The sequence below is a fragment of the Pseudomonas sp. YL2 genome, from assembly GCF_023063025.1.
GTDB classification, from domain to species: domain Bacteria; phylum Pseudomonadota; class Gammaproteobacteria; order Pseudomonadales; family Pseudomonadaceae; genus Aquipseudomonas; species Aquipseudomonas putida_A.
In genome coordinates, this window is record NZ_JAJSLU010000005.1 from 300,538 (window position 1) to 323,433 (window position 22,896).

Consider the following 22,896-nt stretch of genomic DNA (forward strand, 5'->3'; position numbering starts at 1 on the left):
TGACGTTCGCCTCAGGATTCTACTGCACTCGCCGATACAGATTGCCGGGTCAGTTAATTGGCGCCACTAATCAGAAAGTAGTGGCCAGATGATGTCAAGCAACCTTGTTCTCGTGCAAAATCCAACCTTGTAGCGGCCGCATTTCGGGAAGGGCCGCAGCCCACCTCAGGAATCACGCATGCCACGCCCTACTGGTTACACATACACCACATTCGCCAATCTGACTGGGGTCGCCCCTGTCGACAGCCTCATTTCCGGCTATAAATGGGAAAGCACCCAATGGTACAACCCGGGTGCGGTGACCAGTCTGACGTACAGCTTCATTGTCCCTGGCGTATCGGTGTTTGCCGCGAATTACAGCGCAGATAACGAACCGAAGGCAGCCTATGCACTGACCGACGCCCAGCAACGGGCGGTGATGAGCGCGTTGGATAGCTGGTCAGCCGTAGCCAATATCACGTTCCAGTTGACGGGCGAGTCTTCGACCAGCGTAGGTGATCTGCGTTTCGGCGGTTATGCGCTCCTCGACAACGATGCGGCTGCATGGGCCTACACTCCTTCCCTGAAACCCAATGGCGGCGATGTCTGGATCGGGCCGAACACCAGTCAGCCTTCTCCGAACAAAGGCACTTACGATTTCATGACATTCGTTCATGAAATCGGTCATGCACTAGGCCTCAAGCACTCGTTCGCGCCATCGGCCTACAACAGCATCACGCTCGACCCATCGCTCGATGACGCCGCCTTCACTGTCATGAGCTACAACAACAGCTACTCGTATCTGCCTACCACACCCATGGTGCTGGACATCCTGGCCATCCAGAGCCTGTATGGCGCAAACACGAAGTGGATGACTGGCGACAACGTTTATTCCTGGGCCCCGACACAGTCAGTGTTCGAAACCATCTGGGATGCCGGAGGTATCGATACGATAGATGCCAGCAACCAACTGGCGGCCGTCAGCATCAACCTCAACGAAGGCCAATACAGCAAGATCGGCCAAGCCTTTACCGATCAGGCAGGCAACTCGTTCAATCAGGGACTGGCGATTGCCTACGGCGCGAAGATCGAAAACGCCTATGGCTCGGCGTTCAATGACACGCTGATCGGCAATGCACTGGACAACACCCTCAATGGTGGTGCGGGCGCGGATACCCTGATCGGCGGTGCCGGCAACGACAGCTATGTTATCGACAACGTCGGGGATGTGATCATTGAGGAGGGTCCGGCCGCCGGCGATGTCGACTCGGTCTACTCGTATATCGATTACACGCTGGGCGCCAATCTCGAGAACCTCAATCTGGTCGGCAATGCAGTCAACGCTACCGGCAACTCGCTGAACAACACCCTCAGAGGTACCGACGGCAATAACGTTCTGGACGGTGGCGCGGGAGCCGACGTCATGATCGGTGGCCTGGGCAACGATACCTACATTGTCGACAACAGCGCCGATGTCATTATTGAGACCAGCACCTTGGTCAACGAGATCGACACTGTCCGGGCGTCGGCGAACTACACCCTCAGTGCCAACCTGGAGAATCTCTACCTGACCGGCACCGGAAATATCTACGGTATCGGTAACGCCCAGAACAACCTGCTGGTCGGCAACGACGGCAATAACCAACTGGTCGGCGGCGCGGGCCTGGACACCATGATCGGCGGCAAGGGCAATGACGCCTACGGCATAGATCAGGTCGGCGAACTGGCCCTCATCCAGGAGTTCGCCAACGAAGGCACTGATCTGCTGGTGATCGAGTACAGCGCCAGCGCACAAAACAACACCATCGACCTGAACCAGGTCAGCCTGCTCAACATCGAGGACGTTGCCATCACCGGCGCCGGTGGTTTCACCGTCTACGGCAACGCATTGAACAACACCCTGACCGGCAACAGCGGCGACAACACCCTCAACGGCGGTGCAGGCGCGGACATTATGATCGGCGGCGCCGGCAACGACAGCTACGTCGTCGACAACATCGGTGACGTGGTCATCGAACAAGGCCCTTTGACCAGCGAAATCGACTCGGTCTACTCGTACATCGATTACACCCTGGGTGCCAATCTCGAAAACCTTAACCTGGTCGGCGGCGCCCTCAACGCCACCGGCAACTCGCTCAACAACATCCTCAGGGGCACCGACAACGACAACCGTCTGATTGGTGGAGCCGGCCTGGACACCATGATCGGCGGCAAGGGCAACGACACCTATGGCCTGGATCAGGCAGGCGAGCTGGCCCTCGTCCAAGAGCTGGCCAACGAAGGTAACGACACTCTGTTGATCGGCTACAACGCCGCCGCACAAACCAATATCGTCGACCTGAATCTCGGCAACTTGCAAAACTTCGAGAACGTCCAGTTGACCGGCTCCGGCGGTTTCACTGTCTATGGCAATGCGCTGAGCAATACCCTGATCGGCAACAGCGATGACAACACCCTCAACGGTGGTGCAGGCGCGGACACCCTGATCGGGGGGGCCGGCAACGACAGCTACGTGGTCGACAACATCGGGGATGTGGTCATTGAAGAAGGCCCGTCGGCCAGCGATGTCGACTCCGTCTATTCGTACATCGATTACACGCTGGGCGCCAATCTCGAGAATCTCAACCTGGTCGGCAGCGCGCTCAACGCCACTGGCAACTCGCTGAACAATATCCTCAGAGGAACCGACGGCAATAACGTGCTGGACGGCGGCGCAGGGGCCGACCTGATGATCGGCGGTTTGGGCAACGATACCTACATCGTCGACAATGTGGGCGACGTCATCAGTGAAGCCAACCGCCTACAAGGTGGAATCGACACAGTCCGCGCCTCGGTCAACTACAGCCTTAGTGCCAATCTGGAAAATCTCACCCTGACCGGAACAGGCAACATCTACGGCATTGGCAACGATCAGGACAACATCATCATCGGCAATGACGGAAACAACCAACTGGTTGGCGGCGCCGGGGTTGATACTCTGATTGGCGGTAAAGGCGATGACGCCTATGGTATCGATGACGAGCGTGAGCTGGATCTCGTCCAGGAACTGGCCAATGAAGGCACAGATATGCTGGTGATCGAATACAAGGCATTCAGCGTACTGGGCAGCACCATCGACCTGAACCGTACCAGCCTGCAAAACATTGAAAACGTCGCCTTGACCGGATCCGGCTTTTTCACCGTTTATGGCAATGCGCTGAACAATACGCTGGTCGGCAACAGTAATGACAACACCCTCAACGGTGGCGCTGGTGCGGACATCATGCAGGGTGGAGCAGGCAACGACAGCTATGTTGTCGATAACGTCGGCGACGTAGTGATCGAAGACAGTGCATCGGCCACCGAAATCGATTCGGTTTACTCCTACATCGACTACACGTTGGGCGCCAACCTCGAGAACCTCAATCTGGTCGGCGGTGCCATCAGGGCCACCGGCAACTCGCTGAACAACATTCTCAGAGGTACAGACGGCAACAACTTACTGGACGGCGGTGCGGGGGCCGACACCATGATCGGCGGTGCAGGCGACGATACCTACATTGTCGATAACATCGGCGACGTGGTCACTGAAAACTACCGTTGGGACGGCACCGATACGGTACGCGCGTCGGTAAATTACACCCTGGGCCAGTGGGTGGAAAATCTAACCCTGACCGGTAACGGCAATATTTACGCCATTGGCAACGAACAGAACAATGTGCTCATCGGCAACGACGGCGACAACCAACTGGTCGGCGGCGCGGGCCTGGACACCATGATCGGCGGCAAGGGCAATGACGCCTACGGCATAGATCAGGTCGGCGAACTGGCCCTCATCCAGGAGTTCGCCAACGAAGGCACTGATCTGCTGGTGATCGAGTACGACTCCAGTGCACGAAGCAATGTCATCGACCTGAACCAGGCCAGTCTGCTCAACATTGAGGACGTTGCCATCACCGGCTCCGGTGGTTTCACCGTCTACGGCAACGCATTGAACAACACCCTAACCGGCAACAGCGGCGACAATACCCTCGACGGTGGTGCAGGCGCGGACATCATGATCGGCGGCGCCGGCAACGACAGCTACGTCGTCGACAACATCGGTGATGTGGTTATCGAACAAGGCCCTTTGGCCAGCGAAATCGACTCGGTCTACTCGTACATCGATTACACCCTGGGTGCCAATCTCGAAAACCTCAACCTGGTCGGCGGCGCCCTCAACGCCACCGGCAACTCGCTCAACAACATCCTCAGGGGTAACGACAACGACAACCGCCTGATTGGCGAAGCCGGCCTGGACACCATGATCGGCGGCAAGGGCAACGACACCTATGGCCTGGATCAGGCAGGTGAATTGACCCTCGTTCAGGAAAAGGCCAACGAAGGTAACGACACCCTGTTGATCGGCTACAACGCCACCGCACAAACCAATATCGTCGACCTGAATCTCGGCAACCTGCAATACGTCGAGAACGTCCAGTTGACCGGCTCCGGCGGTTTCACCGTCTATGGCAATGCGCTGAGCAATACCCTGATCGGCAACAGCGATGACAACACCCTCAACGGTGGTGCAGGCGCGGACACCCTGATCGGGGGGGCCGGCAACGACAGCTACGTGGTCGACAACATCGGGGATGTGGTCATTGAAGAAGGCCCGTCGGCCAGCGATGTCGACTCCGTCTATTCGTACATCGATTACACGCTGGGCGCCAATCTCGAGAATCTCAACCTGGTCGGCAGCGCGCTCAACGCCACTGGCAACTCGCTGAACAACATTCTCAGAGGCAATGCCGGCAACAACATCCTGGACGGCGGTGCCGGTGCGGATGTGCTCTTCGGCGATGCCGGAGCGGACACCTTCGTTTTCCGCGCGGTCAACGAAATGGGTATTGGCGCCAACCGCGACGTCATCACCGACTTCAACAGCCTGCAAGGTGACAAGATCGATCTGACGAAATTCGACGCCAACCTGCTGACCGCCGGGGTCAATGCTTTCACCTTCATCGGTGGCGCCGACTTCACAGGTGCAGGCCAGTTGCGCTTTGTCGACCATATATTGTCGGGTAACGTCAGTGGCAACGCCGGTGCGGACTTCGAAATTCAGCTGGTCGGTGTCAACAGTTTCAGCGCCAACGATCTGGTGGCCTGACGCGCGCCCCCAATGACCCGGCCGGTAACACAGGCCTGGAACATAAACCCAAAACGCCCCGACTGGTTCGGGGCGTTTTTCATTGGCCGGCGGATATCGCGATCAGCTCAACACACCCAGTTCCTTGGCGCGTGCCACCGCCTGAGTACGCCGCTCAACCCCCAGCTTGCTGTTGATATGGCTGGCATGGGTTTTCACCGTATGCAGCGAAATGAACAGTTGCTCGCTGATTTCCTGATTGGAACAGCCCTGGGCAATCAAACGCAGCACCGCCAGCTCGCGACTGCTGAGTTGTTCGGCAGATCCACATTCAATGACAGGACGGGCAACCACCAGCGGAAAATGCGTCAGCAACTGCTGTCCTGCCAGTGCTGGCGAGTTTTGCAGCTGGCTGCGCAGCCAGTCCGGATGCGCTTTGATCAAGGCGTCAAATGGCTGTATCACGCCGCCCGCCGCCGCTTCCAGCGCCTGGTTCAATGCTTTGCGTGCCTCGGATTCGCGGCCACTGCTCAGCAGCAAATTCAATTTCTGCGCCAGCGCCATCACACACAGCAACTGGCGCCCGGTTTGCTGACCGTTTTCCAGCAACACATTCAACCGCCCTTCGGCGAGCATCGGCTGGCCCTTGATCACGTCGAGCAACGCTTGTTGCAATTCCACATGCAGCGGCAGCTGTGGATGAAATTCCGGTGGTGCGGCTGCACGTTCGCCGGTGTAGGTCTGCCCCAGACGTGCCAGCCAGGCTTCGGCCAGATCAGTGCGGCCTTGCGCCAGCCACAGTTCGCATTTGACCAGGGTGATCATCGCCAGATAGTAGATCGGCGGCACATCCCATATATGCATCAGACGCTCGGCTTCAGCGAGTTCGGCGAAGGCCTTGGCGAACTCGCCGCCGCTGCCGTCGAGACGGGCGATCACGCAGTGACCGATCAATACGCTGATATCCCGGCAGGCCCGCGCTTCGGCCAGACCGCTCAGCAATCGGGCCCGGGCCTGCTGCGGTTGCAAGCGCATCGACAGCAGAAAACCTTCATACAGCGTCAATCGCGCACGCACCGCGTACAGACGTTGCGCCGACAACCCGCGCAGACGATCAAGACCCTGATGCACCTCATCCAGGGCGCGCAGAATTTCCCCGCGCGATTGCAGGACCCGCGCCCGGTCGTAATGCGCCAAGGCTTCGAACAACGGATTGCCGACCCGCTGCGCCAGCTCGAGGGATTCTCGATTCAAGCCCCGCGCACGCCACAGGTCACCGTCGGCAATCGCCAGATTGGACAAAGTCGACAGGCACATCAGGCGTTGCCCGTAACGTTTCACCGGCAGGCTTTCCAGTGCTTCGCTGCAATAGCGCTGGGTCAGCTCACGATGCCCTCGCCCGCGGGCGATGATGCCGCTGAGCGCCAGCCATTGCGCGAGCATCGACTTCTGCGCCGAAGCCGAAGGCGCAGGCAGGAAATGACTTAAATGACTGGCCAGCTCTTCAGCGGCATCCAGCTGACAGGCCAGCCCGAGCGCCCAGCTATAGAGCACGATCAAGCGTGGCGTGCTGATCAGCAGGCTGTCGGGCAAGTCCATTTTCCAGCGCAGCAGCATGCCCACGTTCTGCTCGGCGAGCAGTTGTTCCTCGGACAGGTTCTGCACCAGATTCGCTGCGACATCCAGATGGCCGGCGCGCAAGGCCTGCTCCACCGCTTCGTCGAGCAGCCCTTGAGCATTGAACCAGCGACAGGCGCGCAGGTGCAGGGTCGCCGCCGGCACCAGCGTCTGGGTCACGGGACGGCTGCGCAGCAGATCGGAAAACAAATGGTGATAGCGATACCAGTGACCGTGTTCGTCCAGCGGCACCAGAAATACCTGATGCGCCAACAGAAACCGCAGGATTTCGGCGCTGTCGTGGGCTTCGCGCACCGCGTCGCACAGCTCGCTGCAAAAGCGCTCTTGAGGGGCGGTGTCGTAGAGAAACGCCTGCACCTCGGCCGGCAGGCAATCGATCACTTCTTCCAGCAGGTAATCGCGGATCAGCCCTTCCCCGCCGTTCAGCGCGGGTGGCAACGGAGCCCCGCTGCCAGCCTCGGAGACCGCGAGCAACCAGAAACGCAGTCCGGCCACCCAGCCTTCGCTGCGCTGGATCAGGTTTTCCAGCGCTTCGCCGCGCAATGAACTGCTGTGTCGATCGAGCAGCGTCAGGGCTTCATCGTGGGTCAGGCGCAAGTCCTGCTCATGCAGTTCGAGCAACTGGCGCGACAGGCGCAGACGCGCCAGATGCCAGTCCGGGCGCTGCCGACTGGTGACCATGACCAGCAAGCCATCGGGAAGATGATTGAGGAAAAACTGCAGGCAACGGTCGAGTACCGGGCCTTGGGCGAGATGGTAGTCGTCGAGCACCAGCAACAGCGGCGCCGTCGGTTGCAGTTGCAGGGCCAGTTCATCGAGCAAGCCGTCGAGCCATTCTTCGAAGGCGAACGGCTGATGGCGCTGGCGCATCTTCAACAGGCCGAGTGCACGACTGCCCAGATCCGGAAAGTAGTCCTGCAGTCCCTCCAGCAATCGCTCGAGAAACCGCCCCGGATCGTTATCCCGTGGGCTCAATCCCAGCCAAAGGCTTTGCCAGTGCGCCGGCAGGCTCTGACAGAACTCCACCGCCAGCGAACTCTTGCCGAACCCGGCCGGAGCGCAGACCAGTAACAGACGTCCACCGAGCCCGGTTTGCAGGCGCTCGCAGAGACGTGGCCGCAAGACGTATCCGTCCGGCAGCGGAGGACGGAAAAAACGTCCGTCCAGTGCCGCGACGGCAACGCTTGCGGGACCCGGAAGTGGGGACAGATCAGTCATGGCCGGCTCTTGTTCGAATGGCTGTTGGCGGCGTAGCAGATGTCCGCAGCCTAGCCTTAAACGTAGCGGTTATGAAGGTTGCTGCTACAAATGGCTACAAAAAGACTGTCGAGAGCCGGCAGCTCCTACAAAATCAACGCCAAAAAAAACGCCCCGAACCAGTCGGGGCGTTTTTTCGAGGATGCGGCCTCGGGTCAAAGCTTAGCGGATACCGTCCTGGCCCAGGTTGCCCGGCTGGAATTCGCTCTTGGTGGCAGAGAAACCGAAGTCATACGCTGATTTTTCTTCGTTCTTCATGCCCAGCGCCAGGTAGCGACCCGATTGCAGGTCGTACAGGGCTTCCAGTGCGTACCACGGCACTTGCTTGTCGTAGTAGTCCTCGGCATGCGCCTCGGCTACACGCCACAGCTGACCGCGACCGTCGTAGTGGTCGATGACCGCTGCCTGCCAGGTGTCTTCGTCGATGTAGAAGTCACGTTTGGCATAGATATGGCGCTGACCCGGTTTCAGGGTGGCGACCACGTGCCAGACACGACGCAGCTCGTAACGGGTCAGGTCCTGGTTGATATGGCCGGCCTTGATGATGTCGGCGTACTTGAGGGTCGGCGAGTCGATCTTGTAGCTGTTGGAGGCAATGTACATCTCTTTCTTGCCTTCGAGCTTCCAGTCGTAGCGATCCGGTGCACCGTTGTACATGTCGAGGTTGTCGGAAGTACGCAGGCCGTCCGCGGCGGTGCCCGGGCCGTCATACGATACTTGCGGTGCCTGACGCACACGACGCTGACCAGTGGCGTAGACCCACGCCTTGCGCGGCTCCTTCACCTGGTCGAGGGTTTCGTGCACCAGCAGTACGGTACCGGCCAGACGTGCCGGCGCGGTCACTTTCTGCTTGAAGTAGAACAGGATGTTGCCCGGGTTGGCCGGATCGTAATCCTTCATCTTGTCGCGGAACACGAACTGGTCCTGGAAGTACACCAGGCTGAACGAGCCGTTGGTTTGCGGAGTCGCCTGGGTCACCAGACGGGTCACGCTGCCACCGCGATAGCGGGTGATGTGGTTCCAGATCACTTCCAGACCGCTTTTCGGAATCGGGAACGGCACGGCGGTATCGAAGTTTTCCAGACCGTTACCGCCTGCGACCAGATTGGTGGTGGTGGCGTTTTTCTTGATCGCGGCGAACACGTCATCCGGCACGGTCGAGCCACGATGGGACGGATAAACCGGAATCTTGAAGGTGTCCGGGTAGCGCTTGAACATCGCGTACTGGCCCGGAGCAAGCTTGTCCTTGTACTGCTCGACGTTCTGCGCGGTGATGGTGAACAGCGGTTTTTCACTGCCGAACGGATCGGACAGGAAGCCCTTGCTGTCGACCGTGCCGGCATTTTTCGCCAGCGGTTTCCAGGCAGGGATCGAACCGTCGGCGTTGCCGGCCATTTCGGCGCCCATCGGGGTCAGGCTCTTGCCCAGCTTGTCGGCTTCGGCGGCGGGAACGGCCGCCATCACGCTGGTCGCCAGCAGCGACAAACCCAGAACACTCGCGTGGAACAGACTCTTTGTTATTTTCATATGTGTGTTCGTCCTGAAAAAACTGTGCTTAGAAGTTCACGCCGACGCTCAAGGCCACGAAGTCACGATCGTCCACGGTCGTGTAGTCGCCGCCAAAGAAGTTGGTGTAGGCCAGGCTCGCCGTGTAGGTGTTCTGGTATTCGGCATCGAGACCGAGGCTGATGGCCTTGCGACCTTCCTCGAAGTTGCCGCCAGGGCCTGGCGAGTAACCTTTCACGTCGTGCGACCAGGCCACGTTCGGCTTGAGGTTCACACCGGCAAACACGTCGCTGTAATCCCAGATGGCACGAGCGCGATAGCCCCACGAAGTGGCCGTGGTGAAACCGTCATTGTTGCAGTTGCTGGAAACGTTATCGCGCGAAGCCCCCGGGCCGGCACCGTTGATGGTGGAGGTGTTGAGGATCTGCGAGCAGGTGTTGAGACCTCCCGTGGCAGGCAGTTCGCCCGGGCCGAACACCGGATCGCGGCCGTAACGGGCTTCGGATTTGCTTTCCAGACCACCGACGTGGGTCACGCCGACTTCACCCACCAGGGTCAGACGGTTGGCGCCCATCACCTGATCGAAGAAGTGCGTCAGGGTGGTTTGCAGCTGGGTGATTTCTTTACGGTTGTAACCGTGCAGATCCTGGCCCGGCACGCCGTTGAGAACCGACGCGTTGGTCAACGCGCCTCCCAGCGGACGGACGCCGGCGAACAGAATGTCGGTGGAGTTCAACTGCACCGGCGCATTCGGCCGATAGCTGACCTCACCGCTCCACGCCGTACCGGTGGGCAGGGTGGTGGAGAAGCTCAAACCGTAGAGGCGGATGTCTTCAGGGTATTCGATGAAGTAGTTCGAGTTGCCTGCGACTACCAGTGGCCCCAGCGCCTGGAACGGCCCCGGCAATGCCGCCACGCCGTTATAGATCGACTGTGGTGCGCCGGTGGCGCTGAAGATCGGCGCACGGCTGTGGTAGTTCATGAAGTAGGCGCCGAACTCGGTGGCCAGCGGGTCGAACATGTACTTGGCGGAAACGCCCCACTGCCCGCTGTCACGCGCGTTGCGGTTGGGCGAACGGCGCACCAGCACGCCCTCTTCGTTGACGTCGACACCAGCGTTGGCCAACGGCCCGAGCGCAATACCCGGAATGGTCGAACGCTTGTTCAGTACCCGCAGGTTGTCGTCGCAACCGGTGGTGACGATGTCCGGCTGCGAGAAGAACGTGCCGCAGTTGTCGGTCACGGTCTTCTGCCAGTCGATCTGGTAGAAACCTTCAGCCGAGAGGTTTTCGGTGAGGCTCTGGGATACGTAGAACATGTTGACCGGGATCAGACCTTCCTTGATCTCGGCACCCGGACGGCGGAACGCGGACACGTCGATCGGGTTGATCGAGTTGATGCCGCCGCCGATGAAGGTACTTTCGCCCCAGTTCACCACCTGCTTGCCCAGACGCACCGAACCTGGCTCATCGGCAATCGAGTAGTTGTGGTAGACGAAGGCGTCGAGGATCTGCCCGCCGGAAGAGCGCGCCGCGACGTCGCGGTTGTGGTTGCTGACGTCCTTGTATTCCAGGTCCTGATTCTGCAGCGCGAAGTCGTACCAGTATTTGCCCCGGACGAAGACCCCGGTGTCGCCGTATTTCAGTTCCAGATCATGGATGCCCTTGAAGATCTTCGAGAAGGCTTGCCCGCTCTTGAAGTTCAGGTGGCCGTTGTCGGAGGTCTGGGACAGGCCCTTGCCGCCGTTGTTGACACCAATAAGGTCCTTGTTCGGCTGCTGGGTCGAGATACTCATGCCCAGGGAGAGCGAGGAGTCGAACTGACCTTCGATTTCACCGACGTTGAAACTGACGCCGAATGCGGGCCCGGCGAGCGTAGAGGCAAGACTGACGGCCAGAGGCAGTTTAGCCCGGCGCCAGAACTGGTTTACTGATGTCATCGACGCTACTCCATGTGCATTATTGTTATGGCAGTGAGTACTTTTAAAAACGCCTGGAAGACCGGGAGCCAGTAGCCACCCGACGTCACTCCAAAGTTGCATCGCCCCTGTTCGTGCGTGTGCCCCGTTCTTAAAAATCCTTGAGCGGACTATAGCCAGCAGGGGGTACTGCTTGATCCCTCTAAAGTGTGATTTGCAGCTGCCGGCCACTCTGGAACAATCCTTTCGCCAGTCCGACACATGTCGGCACGGCAAGGATGGCTGAATTTTTCGATTTAACAAGCCAAGCGCTTGCTTGGTGGGTCTGGCGCGCCGGTTTCGGCGCGCCAGCAGACACTCAAAGTGTCGAAAGGAAGGTGCTGTTGTTGGCCTGCCATTCGGTGATGTCGAGGCGGATGCGCTTCTTGTCGAGCTTGCCGACACTGGTCTTGGGAATTTCCGTAACAAGGGCGATCTGGCTTGGAATCGCCCACTTGCTCAAGTGCCCCAGTTCCACGAACGGCTTGAGGTGTTCCTTGAGCTCGCGCGCCCCGATCTCGTGCCCTTCGCGGATCACCAGCAGTGCAAACGGCCGCTCGCCCCATTGCGGATCGGCGATGCCCACCACTGCTACTTCGCGTACCGCCACATGACGGCTGATCAGGTCTTCGAGGTCCAGCGAGGAAATCCATTCGCCGCCAGTCTTGATCACATCCTTGATGCGGTCGCGGATGTCGATCACGCCCATGCTGTCGAGCGTTGCCACATCGCCGGTGTGCAGCCACCCACCGGCCCAGAGCTCGGCGCCCTTCTGCGGTTCATTGAAATAGCCTTCGGTGAGCCACGGCGCGCGCAGGACCAGTTCGCCCTGGGTTTCGCCGTCGGCGGGGAGGAAGTTGCCCTCGGCGTCGACGATCGCCGCTTCCACCAACGGCCCCGGCACACCGGCCTTGATCCGGTAAGTGGTGCGTTCGTCTTCGGTGCCGGCCATCAACTCGTCGTTCAAATGCGCACAGGAAACCAGCGGCCCGGTCTCCGACATGCCGTACGCCGCCGTCAACTGAATGCCCCGGGCCTTGGCGGTTTCATACAGCGTGCGATTGAGCGCACTACCGCCGATGACGATTTTCCAGCCGCCGAAATCGGTGCCCTGTGCGCCTTTGGCGTTGAGCAGCATCTGCAGGATGGTCGGCACGCAGTGGGAGAACGTGACCTTCTCCTTGCGCCACAGCTCGACGAGGAATTCCGGGTCGTAACGCCCCGGATAAACCTGCTTGAGCCCGAGCATGGTTGCCACGTACGGCAAACCCCAGGCATGCACATGGAACATCGGGGTGATCGGCATGTACACGTCGTTGGTGCCGAGCAGGCGCACGCTGTCGATCGCGCCCATGATCGTCGACACGCCCATGGTGTGCAGCACCAGTTGCCGATGGGTGAAGTACACACCTTTCGGGTTGCCGGTGGTACCGGTGGTGTAGAAGGTGGTAGCGACCGAGTTCTCGTCGAAATCCTCAAAGTCGTATTGCGCACTCGCGGCGGCCAGCAGTTGCTCGTACTCGCCGACCAGGTTCGGCAGCTCGGCGGTCTTTTCCGGCAGATCGGTCAGCAGCAGGGTTTTCTCGACGGTGGTCAGGTGCGGCGCGATGGCCTGGTACAGCCCGACGAACTCGCTGTTGACCAGCACGAAGCGGTCCTCGGCGTGGTTCATGGTGTAGAGGATCTGCTCCGGCGACAGACGCACGTTGATGGTGTGGATCACCGCGCCGATCATCGGAATGGCAAACATGCATTCGAGGTAGCGATGGCTGTCCCAGTCCATCACCGCCACGGTGTCACCCGCCTTCACTCCGGCCGCCGTCAACACGTTGGCCAGCCGCGCCACCCGCTCGATCAGGGTCGGATAGCTGTAGCGCAACTGGTCTCGGTAGATGATCTCGCGGGTTTTCTCGTAACGGGCGCCGGACATCAGCAGCCGTTTGATCAGCAATGGATACTGGTAGGCCCCATCGGCCGGGGGAATGACGCGAGTCTGCAACATATGAATCCCTTTTCTGGCTGCACGGTGTTGGCGTAGAGAGCGTTACTCTAGAGCCGTTATACCCCAGTCAAATCAGCCGAAGGAATGATTTGCACAGCCGTACAAATGCTAGCTTTGCGCCAGCATTTGTCGGTATTTCAGCGCCGTTCAGGCCGTTTGCCCTACAGCCGCTTCTGAAGGCGTCCGTGGGAAAACCAGCGCAGCAAGGAAGGTCAATGCGCCGAAACCCGCCAGAATCACGTAAAGCCCGACAAAACCATGGCGCGGTTCGATGTAGGCAATCAGCGGAATCGCCGTCGCACTGGCGCCGAACGACAGGCAGTAACGCAAGGCGAAGACCCGCGATTGCCACTGCGGCGCGACGAAATTGGCGACCATCGAGTCGTTCACCGTCACCTGACCAAACACCACGAACATGAACGCCGCACCGAGCACGATCACTGCCCAGCCATCGACATACGCCATGGCGTACAACAGCGGCGCCTGAAACAGCGTCAACACAATAAACGGCCATTTCAAGCTGACTCGGTGCAGCACCTGGCCAATGCTCAACTGCGCCACTGCACCAAAGGCATACGCCAGGCTGACCACCACGCCGAGGGTTTGCGGCGAGGCGAACAAGTCATGCAGACGTTCCTGAAACAGCTTCGGGTAGGTCATGGTCGTGGCGTTGAACACCACGCCACCGGTGGCCGTCGCCAGTGCCAGCACACCGAATACCATGAGCATCGAAATCCGCTGCCCGGCAGCGCCCTTCAGTGCGGTGTGTGGACGCTGCGGGATCGGCTCTTCACGCACCTGCACGGCAAAGCCGATTCCCAGCATGATCGCCACTACCCCCGGTAACACAAAGGCCGACCGCCAGCCGAACTGCGCCACCAGCAACCCGGTGATCAGCGCCGAGAACGCCACGCCGAGGTTGCCCCACATGCCATTGATGCCGATCTCCCGGCCGCGATTCTGCGCGTAGGCCACCAGCATCGCGGTGCCCACCGGGTGGTAGATCGCGGCGAAAATGCCGATCAGGGTCAACCCGATCACCAGCATCGTCGGGCTGGTGCTCAGCCCGGTGAAGATCGCCGAGGCGCCGATGCCGAAGAAAAACACCAGCATCATCTGCCGCCGATTCCAGTGATCGCCCAGCCAGCCGGCCGGTAACGAACAGGCGCCAAAGGCAATGAACCCACCCAGCGAAAGGCCGATCAGCGCGGCGTAGTCGAGGCCGAAGGCCTGGGTCATGCCGAGCACGGCGGCGGGAAAAATCAGCATGAACATGTGGTCGATCACATGGGCGGCGTTGACGTAGCGAATGACGTTTCGAGATTGATTCATGGCGGCACGCTTGTGTTTGTTATGGGCGGATTGTTGTCAGCGGCTTTATGCTAAGTTGGCGAAAAAGCGCATACCTGCCAACCAGGTCATCGAATCCGACATGTTGATCAGCCACTTCGAACACGGCCCGGTGAGTGCCTATCCCCGGGATTATCTGGACGGCGCGCACCAGTCGCTGCACCTGCATCGCGAGGCGCAGTTGCTGTATGCCGTCCGAGGGATCATGCGGGTGGTCACCGACCTCGGTGCCTGGGTGATTCCGCCAAGCCGCGCAGTGTGGATTCCGCCGCAAGTCGCGCACGAGATATTCATGTCCGGCGATGTGCAGATGCGCTCGCTGTTCATTGCCCCCGAGCTGTCACCGACCAGCCTGCAACAGTGCTGCGTGCTGGCGGTGACGCCGCTGTTGCGCGAGCTGATCCTGCGCGCCGTTCAAGGCCCGCCGCATGCGGATAATCCGCTGATCCAGCAGTTGATGCTGGAAGAGCTCGCCAGCCTGGACAACCTGCCGCTGCACATTCCAATGCCCACCGACCGACGCCTGCAGAACATCTGTCTGGCGTTGCTGCACACACCGGATCACCCCAACACCCTGGAAGACTGGGCGCAGCAGGTCGGCGCCAGCTCACGCACTCTGGCGCGGCTGTTCCAGCGACAACTGAAGATGAGCTTCAACGCCTGGCGCCAGCAACTGCGCCTGATGGAAGCGCTACCGCGCCTGCTCGCCGGGGACAGCGTGCAGCGCGTGGCGCGGGATCTGGGGTACGGCAGCGCGCGGGCGTTCAGCGCGATGTTTCGCCGGTTGCTCGGGGACAATCCCCGGGAGTACCTGAATAATCTGAGCAAACTCAGCGAGCTTGTGTAAGGCCCTTTGGGAGCGAGCCTGCTCGCGAAAGCGGTCTTTCAGCCACCAGTAATGTCGACTGATCCAACGCATTCGCGAGCAGGCTCGCTCCCACAGTTTTAAGTCGCGGTTCTGAGATCAATGCATCTCGGTAAACGCGATTTTCACGCCGAGAGCGATCAGCACCGCGCCCATGGTGCGGTCGAACCAGTGGCCCATGCGGGCAAAACCGGCACGTACACGTTGCTGACTGAACAGCATCGCCACCAGGCAGAACCAGAAAGCGGTCGCAACGGCCAGGTAAACCCCGTAACCGGCCTGCACCGCCAGTGGCGTGTGCGGGTTGATCACCACGGTGAACAGCGACAGGAAGAACAGCGTGGCTTTCGGATTCAGACCATTGGTCACGAAGCCCGAGGTGAACGCGCCGCGCGCGGTGCGCACGCCGGCCTCTTTGTGCAGATCATCGGTAACGGTTTTCGCCGGCTGCGCGCGCAAGGCCTTGAAGCCGATGTACAGCAGGTACGCGGCGGCGGCCCATTTCAAGGCGTTGAACAGCACGATCGACTGCGAAACGATCAGGCCGATGCCGAGCAGCGAATAACCCACATGCAGGAAAATCGCCGTGCCCACACCCAGCGCGGTCCAGGTGCCGGCGCGACGACCATGGGTCACACTCTCGCGCACCACCACGGCAAAGTCCGGGCCGGGGCTGGCCACGGCCAACAGGTGGATCAGTGCAACGGTCAAGAACTCGGTCCAGTACATGGGGGCTCCTCTGGGGGTGATCATCAGCTTGAACACATCGCCTGAATGCTTTTCCCCTGTGGGAGCGGGCTTGCTCGCGAATGGCGTTGTGTCAGGCAACCTTTATGGGTCTGACACGCCCTCTTCGCGAGCAAGCCCGCTCCCACAGGTTTTGTGAGCACCTCGGGCACTGCGTAACGTTTTGTTTCATCTGGTAGGCTCGGCAGATTACGCCTTCCGTTCCAAGCACAAAAGGTACAGTTGATGACGAACCCGCGCCGCGCCGTATTCCTCGATCACCCGTCACTGGATCTCGGCGATCTCGACCTCAGCCCGTTGCGCGCCTGCTTCAGCGACCTGCAACTGTTCGCCCAGACTGCGCCTGATCAAGTCGCCGAACGCCTGCACGGGGCCAGCGTGGCGATCACCAACAAGATCCGCATCGACGCCGCCGCGATGGCCGCCAACCCGGATCTGCAACTGATACTGATCACCGCCACCGGCACCAACAACGTCGATCTGGACGCGGCTCGCGCCCACGGCATCACCGTGTGCAACTGTCAGGGTTACGGCACGCCGTCGGTGGCGCAGCACACGATCATGCTGCTGCTCAACCTCGCCACCCGCCTCGCGGATTATCAAAAAGCGGTCGGCGAAGGTCGCTGGCAGCAGGCCAGACAGTTCTGCCTGCTCGACTATCCGATCGTCGAACTGGAGGGCAAAACCCTCGGCCTGCTCGGTCATGGCGAACTCGGCGGTGCGGTCGCGCGACTGGCCGAAGCGTTTGGCATGCGTGTGTTGCTCGGGCAGATTCCCGGCCGCCCGGCACGCCCGGATCGTCTGCCACTGGACGAACTGCTGCCACAGATCGACGCCCTGACCCTGCACTGCCCACTCAACGAACACACCCGACACTTCATCGGTGCCCGCGAACTGGCGGCGATGAAACCCGGCGCCTTTGTGGTCAACACCGCTCGCGGTGGTTTGATCGACGAGCAAGCCCTAGCCGACGCCCTGCGCAATGGTCACCTCGGCGGCGCGGCCACCGATGTGCTCAGCGTCGAACCGCCAGTCAACGGTAATCCGCTGCTGGCCGCCGACATTCCACGGCTGATCGTCACTCCGCACAACGCCTGGGGCAGTCGCGAAGCGCGGCAACGCATCGTCGGCCAATTGACCGAAAACGCCCAGGCATTCTTCAGCGGTAAAGCGCTGCGGGTCGTCAGTTGATAAACTGCGGCACTTTTTTTCCAGGGAGCAGTTATGGATCCGCGCAGTGAAGTACTGCTTCGTCAGGCCGAGTTATTCCAGGGTTCGCTGTTGTTGGCCGGTTTGCCTGCCGACGATCTGCTCGGGCGCCTGCCCAATGCGTTCGGCTGGTGCTGGCATGCCGGCGATCAGGCCGCACTGGATGCGCGCTTCGAAGGTCGCAGCCATTTCGGCGTAAACGTGCCGGAGCGCGAGTTCGACAGCGCCGTGGTGTTTTTGCCCAAGTCCAAGGACCTGACCGATTACATCCTCAACGCGGTGGCCGCACGTCTGCCCGGGCGCGAGGTGTTTCTGGTCGGGGAAAAACGCAGCGGCATCGAGGGTGCGTCCAAGCAACTCAACCCGTTCGGCAAGCCGCGCAAACTCGACAGCGCCCGTCACTGCCAACTGTGGCAGGTCACCGTGGCCAACGCGCCTGAAGCAAAATCGCTGGAAAGCCTGGCGCAGACTTATGAGCTGCCGCTGGCCGAAGGCCCGCTTAAAGTCATCAGCCTGCCGGGCGTGTTCAGCCATGGTCGACTGGACCGCGGCAGCGCCCTGCTGCTTGAGCATCTGGACAAACTGCCGAGCGGTCATCTGCTGGATTTCGGTTGTGGCGCCGGGGTGTTGGGCGCGGCGGTCAAACGGCGTTATCCGCACAATCAGGTGACTTTGCTCGACGTCGATGCCTTCGCCGCCGCCAGCAGTCGCCTGACGTTAGCGGCCAACGGTCTGGACGCCGAAGTGCTGACCGGCGACGGTATCGACGCTGCACCGATGGGTTTGAACGCGATTCTGAGCAACCCGCCGTTCCATGTCGGCGTGCACACCGATTATTTCGCCACCGAGAACTTGCTGCGAAAAGCGGCCAAACATCTGAAAAACGGCGGCGAACTGCGCCTGGTTGCGAACAGCTTCCTGAAGTATCAGCCGCTGATCGAAGAGCATCTGGGCGTGTGTGCAATCAAGGCTGAAGGCAATGGTTTCCGGATTTACCGGGCCAAGCGTGGCTGAAAATTTGTTCTTGCTCTATCGGTTTTGCGAAGGCAGAATCCGCTCCGTCCTAGGGGAGTAGTCTCCCACGAGCGCCAAGCTCGTCCGGCATACGTCAACATACTTGATCCTCAGATCATGGCGTATGCGACCCAAGCGTCCGCACCAGACGGATCGCAGGGTTTGACAAGACCTATGACACGCACACCTTACCCGGGGCGGGAAGGCTGTACGTGTCATAGCCGTGTCGACCCGCCCCTTAGGAAATCCTGATGCTGGACTCGTTACTCGTTCCCACCGCAATCGTTGCCTTGGCCGAAATCGGCGACAAGACGCAACTGCTCGCGCTGATTCTCGCCGCTCGCTTTCGCAAACCCTGGCCGATCATTGCCGGTATCGTCGTTGCGACCCTGGCCAACCACGCAGCAGCCGGTGCGGTAGGCGCCTGGTTCGGCAGCTTTTTCTCCGATTCGGTGTTGCACTGGATTCTTGCCGCAAGCTTCGCTGCCACGGCGCTCTGGACGCTGGTCCCGGACAAGATGGACGACGATGAAGCGAGCACCGCACGCAAGTTCGGCCCCTTCCTGACCACGCTGATCGCGTTTTTCCTCGCGGAAATCGGCGACAAGACGCAGATCGCCACGGTGATGCTGGCGGCGCAATATCCGGAGCTGTGGCTGGTGATCATCGGCACCACGGCCGGCATGCTGATTGCCAACGTGCCGGTGGTATTGGCGGGTAACTTTGCCGCAGAGAAATTGCCACTGACCTTGATCCGTCGCCTGGCGGCTTCGGCGTTCCTGATTCTTGCGATCGTTGCGGTGTACAAGGCAATGCAGAGCAGTGGCTGGATTTAACCCCGTAAGTCGGTAGACCGAGTTATCGTTCTTCGCGAGCAGGCTCGCTCCCACAGTGGAATGCATTCCAAAGGTGGGAGCGAGCCTGCTCGCGAAGGGGCCATCAGCCTTGCGGCAAAACCATCAGGATTTAGGGGCTTTCTCGTACAACGGCATCACCTTCGGAATCGCTGCCTGCAGCGAGGCGATCCGGCTGGACGAAGCCGGGTGAGTGCTCATGAACTCCGGTGGTGCGCCCTCCGAAGCCTTGCTCATCTTGTTCCACAAGGTGATCGCCGCATTCGGGTTGTACCCGGCGCGGGCGGCCAGTTCGAGGCCGATCAGGTCGGCTTCGTTTTCGTTGGCGCGGCTGTTGGGCAAGGTCATGCCGTAGTTGGCCACGGTGTCGGCCAGCGCCAGACTGTCCTGACCCAGACCGAACAACGCACCGGCACCCTGCTTGGCCATTTCAATGCCATAGGCTTTGGACATCGCCTCACGACCGTGCTCGCGCAGGGCGTGGGCGATTTCATGGCCCATGACCGCCGCGATTTCATCGTCGGTCAGCTTCAGGCTGTCGATCAGCCCGGTGTAAAAAATGATCTTGCCGCCAGGGCCGCAGTTGGCGTTGAGCTCGTCGCTCTTGATCAGATTGACTTCCCACTGCCATTGCGCCGCGTCCGGACGGAAGTTCGGTGCCTGGGCGATCAGCCGGTTGGCAATCGCCTGAACCCGCTTGGCCTCCGGGCTGGTCTTGTCCAGTACGCCTTTGCTCGACGCCTCGCCGACGGTCTTCTGATAGGACTGGGCATACATCTGGTCGACCTCTTGCGAGGACAGCATGCTGAACATGTACTGCTTGCGCTCCACCCCAACGGCTCCGCCGCTGGTGGTGTTGACCGACTGACAACCGGCCAGCAACAGCGCTGCGCTCAGTGCACTTACAACCAATGTCTTGTTCATTCAAAAGCTCCCTGAAAACCTGCCGCGTATCGTAGGGGGTGAATTGTATCGGCGCCAGATACAACAGACGTGTTGCAGCGTCTTTCGGAAATTTCCCACCGCTGTTGTCGTAAAAAATTCACAGCAACCGGCAAGCCTGCTGCCGCTGCGTCGCGCACCGATCCATTTGCGACATCCTCCGCCCTTTGTTCCGCTCAACGCTCATGGCGCCATGCCTGCTGCCGATACAACAGCGCAGACGTCCTCTTGCGTGCGGAGCTCCCATGAAGTTCAAGTCGATCCAGTTTTCCGTCGCCGCCCTGGCCGGCGCCATCGTCCTCAGCGTGGTTGCCGCGCTGGTGCTGTACGCGCTGTTTTCCGGTGCCCGCACTCAAGACATGGTGCAGCAGCGCACTCAGGCGCAGTTCGAACAAGTCATCGAACAACGCCTGACCTCGTTGGCGCAGACCCAGGTCAGCCAGATCCAGCGCGAACTCGAAGCGCCGCTGCTGATTGCCGGCGGACTGGTGCGGGTCAACGCGCTGCTCGGCACACCGGGCGCCGACGGCCAGCCGCGCCTGAGCGTCAGCCGCGAGCAACTGATCAGCCTGATCAAGGAGAACGTCGAGCAGAACCCGAAGATTCTCGGCACCTACATCGGCTGGGAAAAAAACGCCCTGGACCACAATGACGCGGCCTACGTCGGCAGCGCCGTGACCGGTATCGATCCCGCCAACGGACGCTTCCTGCCGTGGTGGTTCCGCAATACCGACGGCAGTCTGGGCGTGGACAAACTGGCCGATGTCGACGATCAGAAAACCCTGTCCACCGGGGTACGCGCCAGCGAGTACTACCTCTGCTCCAAGGAAACGAAAAAGCCCTGCGTGATCGATCCGGCGCCGTACAAAGTCGGCGACAAGGTCGTGATGCTCGCCTCGTTCATTGAACCGATCATGCTCAACGGCGCATTCCAGGGCATCGTCGGCGCCGACCTGTCGGTGAACTTCATCCAGGACATGCTCCTCGGCGCCAACCAGAAGTTGTACAGCGGCGCCGGGCAAATGGCTCTAATCGGCGGCAACGGCCGGATCGTTGCCTACACCAAGGACACCAGCAAATTCGGTGAAAAGGTCAGCGACATTCTCGACGCCGAGCAGATCGCCAACATGGCCAATCTCAAACGCGGCGAAGTCACCTACTCGGTCAACAAGGACAAGGGCCGCATCGAGCTGTACCTGCCGTTCGGCATCGGCCAGACCGACGCGCGCTGGACCTTGATGCTGCAACTGCCGTTGAACGCGGTGATGGCGGATCTGCAAAAACTCCAGGCCGACCTTGATGCACAACGCAAGTCCGACACCTTCGGCATGGCCATGGTCGGCCTGATCATCGCCGCCATCGGTTTGTTGGTGATCTGGCTGGTGGGTCATGGCATCGCCCGGCCCCTGAAGCAAATGGTCGCCATGCTCGATGACATCGCCAAAGGTGAAGGCGACCTGACCCGCCGCTTGAGCAGTGATCGCAGCGATGAGCTCGGCTCGATTGCCAAGGGCTTCAACACCTTCCTCGCCAAGTTGCAGGCGATGATCACGCAGGTGGTGACGTCAGTGCAGAGCGTCAGCGATTCCTCGGAACACACTGCCGACATCGCGATTCGCACCAACATCGGCATTCAGAAACAGATGGCCGAGATCGATCAGGTCGCCACCGCGGTACAGGAGATGACCGCCACCGCGCAAGACGTGGCCCGCAACGCCACTCAGGCGGCGCAAGCCGCCAGCCATGCGGATCAGGCCGCTGGCCAAGGCCTGCAGATCGTTCGTGATACCTCGAGCTCGATTGGCGTACTGGCGGTGGAGATCGGCAAGGCCGTTGAGGTGGTGCAGACGCTGGCCAAGGACAGCGAAAACATCAACGCAATCCTCATCGCGATTCGCGGGATCGCCGAGCAGACCAACCTGCTGGCGCTGAACGCAGCAATCGAAGCGGCGCGGGCCGGCGAACAAGGGCGCGGCTTTGCGGTGGTGGCGGACGAGGTGCGCAATCTGGCGCAGAAGACCCAGAAGGCCACCGAAGAAATCCAGAGCATGATCCAGCAACTGCAACAGGGCACCCGCGATGTGGTGCGGGTCATGGAGGACAGCCAGAACCGCACCGACGAAAGCGTGCAGCACGCGGCGAAAGCGGCTGAAGCGCTGGAGACGATTACTCAGGCGGTGTCGGTGATCAACGACATGAATACGCAGATTGCCAGTGCGGCGGAAGAACAGAGCGCAGTGGCCGATGACATCAACCGTAACGTGATCAATATCGGTCAGGTGGCGAATGAAGTGGCGGGCGGTGCGGATGAGTCGAGTTCGGCCAGTGCGGGTCTGACTAAATTGGCGGAGCAGCAGCGGCGGCTGATCAATCAGTTCAAGGTCTGATCCATAGGCCCCTTCGCGAGCAAGCCCGCTCCCACAGTAATTTTGCGGCGTTCACAAAACCTGTGGGAGCGGGCTTGCTCGC

The 22,896-nt window shown here is 60.4% G+C and carries 13 protein-coding genes and 1 riboswitch; of the genes, 6 read left to right on the forward strand and 7 right to left on the reverse strand.

Annotated elements, in window-relative coordinates:
- Nucleotides 1–178: 178 nt before the first annotated feature.
- Entirely contained in the window at nt 179–5,107 is a 4,929-nt protein-coding gene (locus tag LVD08_RS10595) for a matrixin family metalloprotease (RefSeq protein ID WP_247268093.1), read from the forward strand.
- A 102-nt stretch (nt 5,108–5,209) separates the two neighbouring features.
- Here the strand turns inward: LVD08_RS10595 and LVD08_RS10600 are convergent, their stop codons facing one another.
- The 5 genes from LVD08_RS10600 to LVD08_RS10620 form a co-directional block, all read right to left on the reverse strand.
- Nucleotides 5,210–7,942: a LuxR C-terminal-related transcriptional regulator gene (locus LVD08_RS10600; RefSeq protein ID WP_247268094.1), complete on the reverse strand. Its 2,733-nt coding sequence runs from the start codon at nt 7,940–7,942 to the stop codon at nt 5,210–5,212.
- A 201-nt stretch (nt 7,943–8,143) separates the two neighbouring features.
- Entirely contained in the window at nt 8,144–9,508 is a 1,365-nt protein-coding gene (locus LVD08_RS10605; protein ID WP_027612198.1) for a DUF1329 domain-containing protein, read from the reverse strand.
- 28 nt (nt 9,509–9,536) lie between these two features.
- A complete protein-coding gene (locus LVD08_RS10610) occupies nt 9,537–11,426 on the reverse strand; it encodes a DUF1302 domain-containing protein (protein ID WP_247268095.1) in 1,890 nt (629 codons plus the stop codon).
- A 337-nt stretch (nt 11,427–11,763) separates the two neighbouring features.
- Nucleotides 11,764–13,446 carry a fatty acid--CoA ligase gene (locus tag LVD08_RS10615; protein ID WP_097086226.1) on the reverse strand — a complete coding sequence of 561 codons (1,683 nt, stop codon included), beginning with the start codon at nt 13,444–13,446 and terminating at the stop codon, nt 11,764–11,766.
- A 147-nt stretch (nt 13,447–13,593) separates the two neighbouring features.
- Nucleotides 13,594–14,778: an MFS transporter gene (locus LVD08_RS10620; RefSeq protein WP_247268096.1), complete on the reverse strand. Its 1,185-nt coding sequence runs from the start codon at nt 14,776–14,778 to the stop codon at nt 13,594–13,596.
- A gap of 100 nt (nt 14,779–14,878) precedes the next feature.
- Between LVD08_RS10620 and LVD08_RS10625 the strand changes: the two genes are divergently transcribed.
- A complete protein-coding gene (locus LVD08_RS10625) occupies nt 14,879–15,643 on the forward strand; it encodes an AraC family transcriptional regulator (protein WP_247268097.1) in 765 nt (254 codons plus the stop codon).
- A 117-nt stretch (nt 15,644–15,760) separates the two neighbouring features.
- Here LVD08_RS10625 and LVD08_RS10630 read toward each other — a convergent pair whose 3' ends face one another.
- The gene (locus tag LVD08_RS10630; RefSeq protein ID WP_027612203.1) at nt 15,761–16,390 is read right to left on the reverse strand and encodes a LysE family translocator; all 630 of its coding nucleotides are present in this window, start codon (nt 16,388–16,390) and stop codon (nt 15,761–15,763) included.
- Nucleotides 16,391–16,633: 243 nt separating this feature from the next.
- Between LVD08_RS10630 and LVD08_RS10635 the strand changes: the two genes are divergently transcribed.
- The 3 genes from LVD08_RS10635 (at nt 16,634) to LVD08_RS10645 (ending at nt 19,467) form a co-directional block, all read left to right on the forward strand.
- On the forward strand, nt 16,634–17,599 hold the full coding sequence (locus LVD08_RS10635) for a 2-hydroxyacid dehydrogenase (RefSeq protein ID WP_247268098.1): 966 nt from the start codon (nt 16,634–16,636) through the stop codon (nt 17,597–17,599).
- A gap of 33 nt (nt 17,600–17,632) precedes the next feature.
- Nucleotides 17,633–18,631: a class I SAM-dependent methyltransferase gene (locus tag LVD08_RS10640; RefSeq protein ID WP_027612205.1), complete on the forward strand. Its 999-nt coding sequence runs from the start codon at nt 17,633–17,635 to the stop codon at nt 18,629–18,631.
- Between the two features lie 39 nt (nt 18,632–18,670).
- Nucleotides 18,671–18,795, forward strand: a riboswitch (yybP-ykoY riboswitch).
- An 87-nt stretch (nt 18,796–18,882) separates the two neighbouring features.
- On the forward strand, nt 18,883–19,467 hold the full coding sequence (locus LVD08_RS10645; protein ID WP_247268099.1) for a TMEM165/GDT1 family protein: 585 nt from the start codon (nt 18,883–18,885) through the stop codon (nt 19,465–19,467).
- Nucleotides 19,468–19,590: 123 nt separating this feature from the next.
- Here the strand turns inward: LVD08_RS10645 and LVD08_RS10650 are convergent, their stop codons facing one another.
- Nucleotides 19,591–20,409, reverse strand: a complete 819-nt coding sequence (locus LVD08_RS10650) for a M48 family metallopeptidase (RefSeq protein WP_025109318.1) — start codon at nt 20,407–20,409, stop codon at nt 19,591–19,593.
- A 263-nt stretch (nt 20,410–20,672) separates the two neighbouring features.
- Between LVD08_RS10650 and LVD08_RS10655 the strand changes: the two genes are divergently transcribed.
- The gene (locus LVD08_RS10655) at nt 20,673–22,814 is read left to right on the forward strand and encodes a methyl-accepting chemotaxis protein (protein ID WP_247268100.1); all 2,142 of its coding nucleotides are present in this window, start codon (nt 20,673–20,675) and stop codon (nt 22,812–22,814) included.
- Nucleotides 22,815–22,896: the final 82 nt, after the last annotated feature.

Coding starts and splice junctions, on each gene's coding strand:
- LVD08_RS10605 (WP_027612198.1), bottom strand. CDS start 9,508: ATGAAAATAACAAAGAGTCTGTTCCACGCGAGTGTTCTGGGTTTGTCG.
- LVD08_RS10610 (WP_247268095.1), bottom strand. CDS start 11,426: ATGACATCAGTAAACCAGTTCTGGCGCCGGGCTAAACTGCCTCTGGCC.
- LVD08_RS10630 (WP_027612203.1), bottom strand. CDS start 16,390: ATGTACTGGACCGAGTTCTTGACCGTTGCACTGATCCACCTGTTGGCC.
- LVD08_RS10640 (WP_027612205.1), top strand. CDS start 17,633: ATGGATCCGCGCAGTGAAGTACTGCTTCGTCAGGCCGAGTTATTCCAG.
- LVD08_RS10650 (WP_025109318.1), bottom strand. CDS start 20,409: ATGAACAAGACATTGGTTGTAAGTGCACTGAGCGCAGCGCTGTTGCTG.
- LVD08_RS10645 (WP_247268099.1), top strand. CDS start 18,883: ATGCTGGACTCGTTACTCGTTCCCACCGCAATCGTTGCCTTGGCCGAA.
- LVD08_RS10625 (WP_247268097.1), top strand. CDS start 14,879: ATGTTGATCAGCCACTTCGAACACGGCCCGGTGAGTGCCTATCCCCGG.
- LVD08_RS10655 (WP_247268100.1), top strand. CDS start 20,673: ATGAAGTTCAAGTCGATCCAGTTTTCCGTCGCCGCCCTGGCCGGCGCC.
- LVD08_RS10615 (WP_097086226.1), bottom strand. CDS start 13,446: ATGTTGCAGACTCGCGTCATTCCCCCGGCCGATGGGGCCTACCAGTAT.
- LVD08_RS10620 (WP_247268096.1), bottom strand. CDS start 14,778: ATGAATCAATCTCGAAACGTCATTCGCTACGTCAACGCCGCCCATGTG.
- LVD08_RS10635 (WP_247268098.1), top strand. CDS start 16,634: ATGACGAACCCGCGCCGCGCCGTATTCCTCGATCACCCGTCACTGGAT.
- LVD08_RS10595 (WP_247268093.1), top strand. CDS start 179: ATGCCACGCCCTACTGGTTACACATACACCACATTCGCCAATCTGACT.
- LVD08_RS10600 (WP_247268094.1), bottom strand. CDS start 7,942: ATGACTGATCTGTCCCCACTTCCGGGTCCCGCAAGCGTTGCCGTCGCG.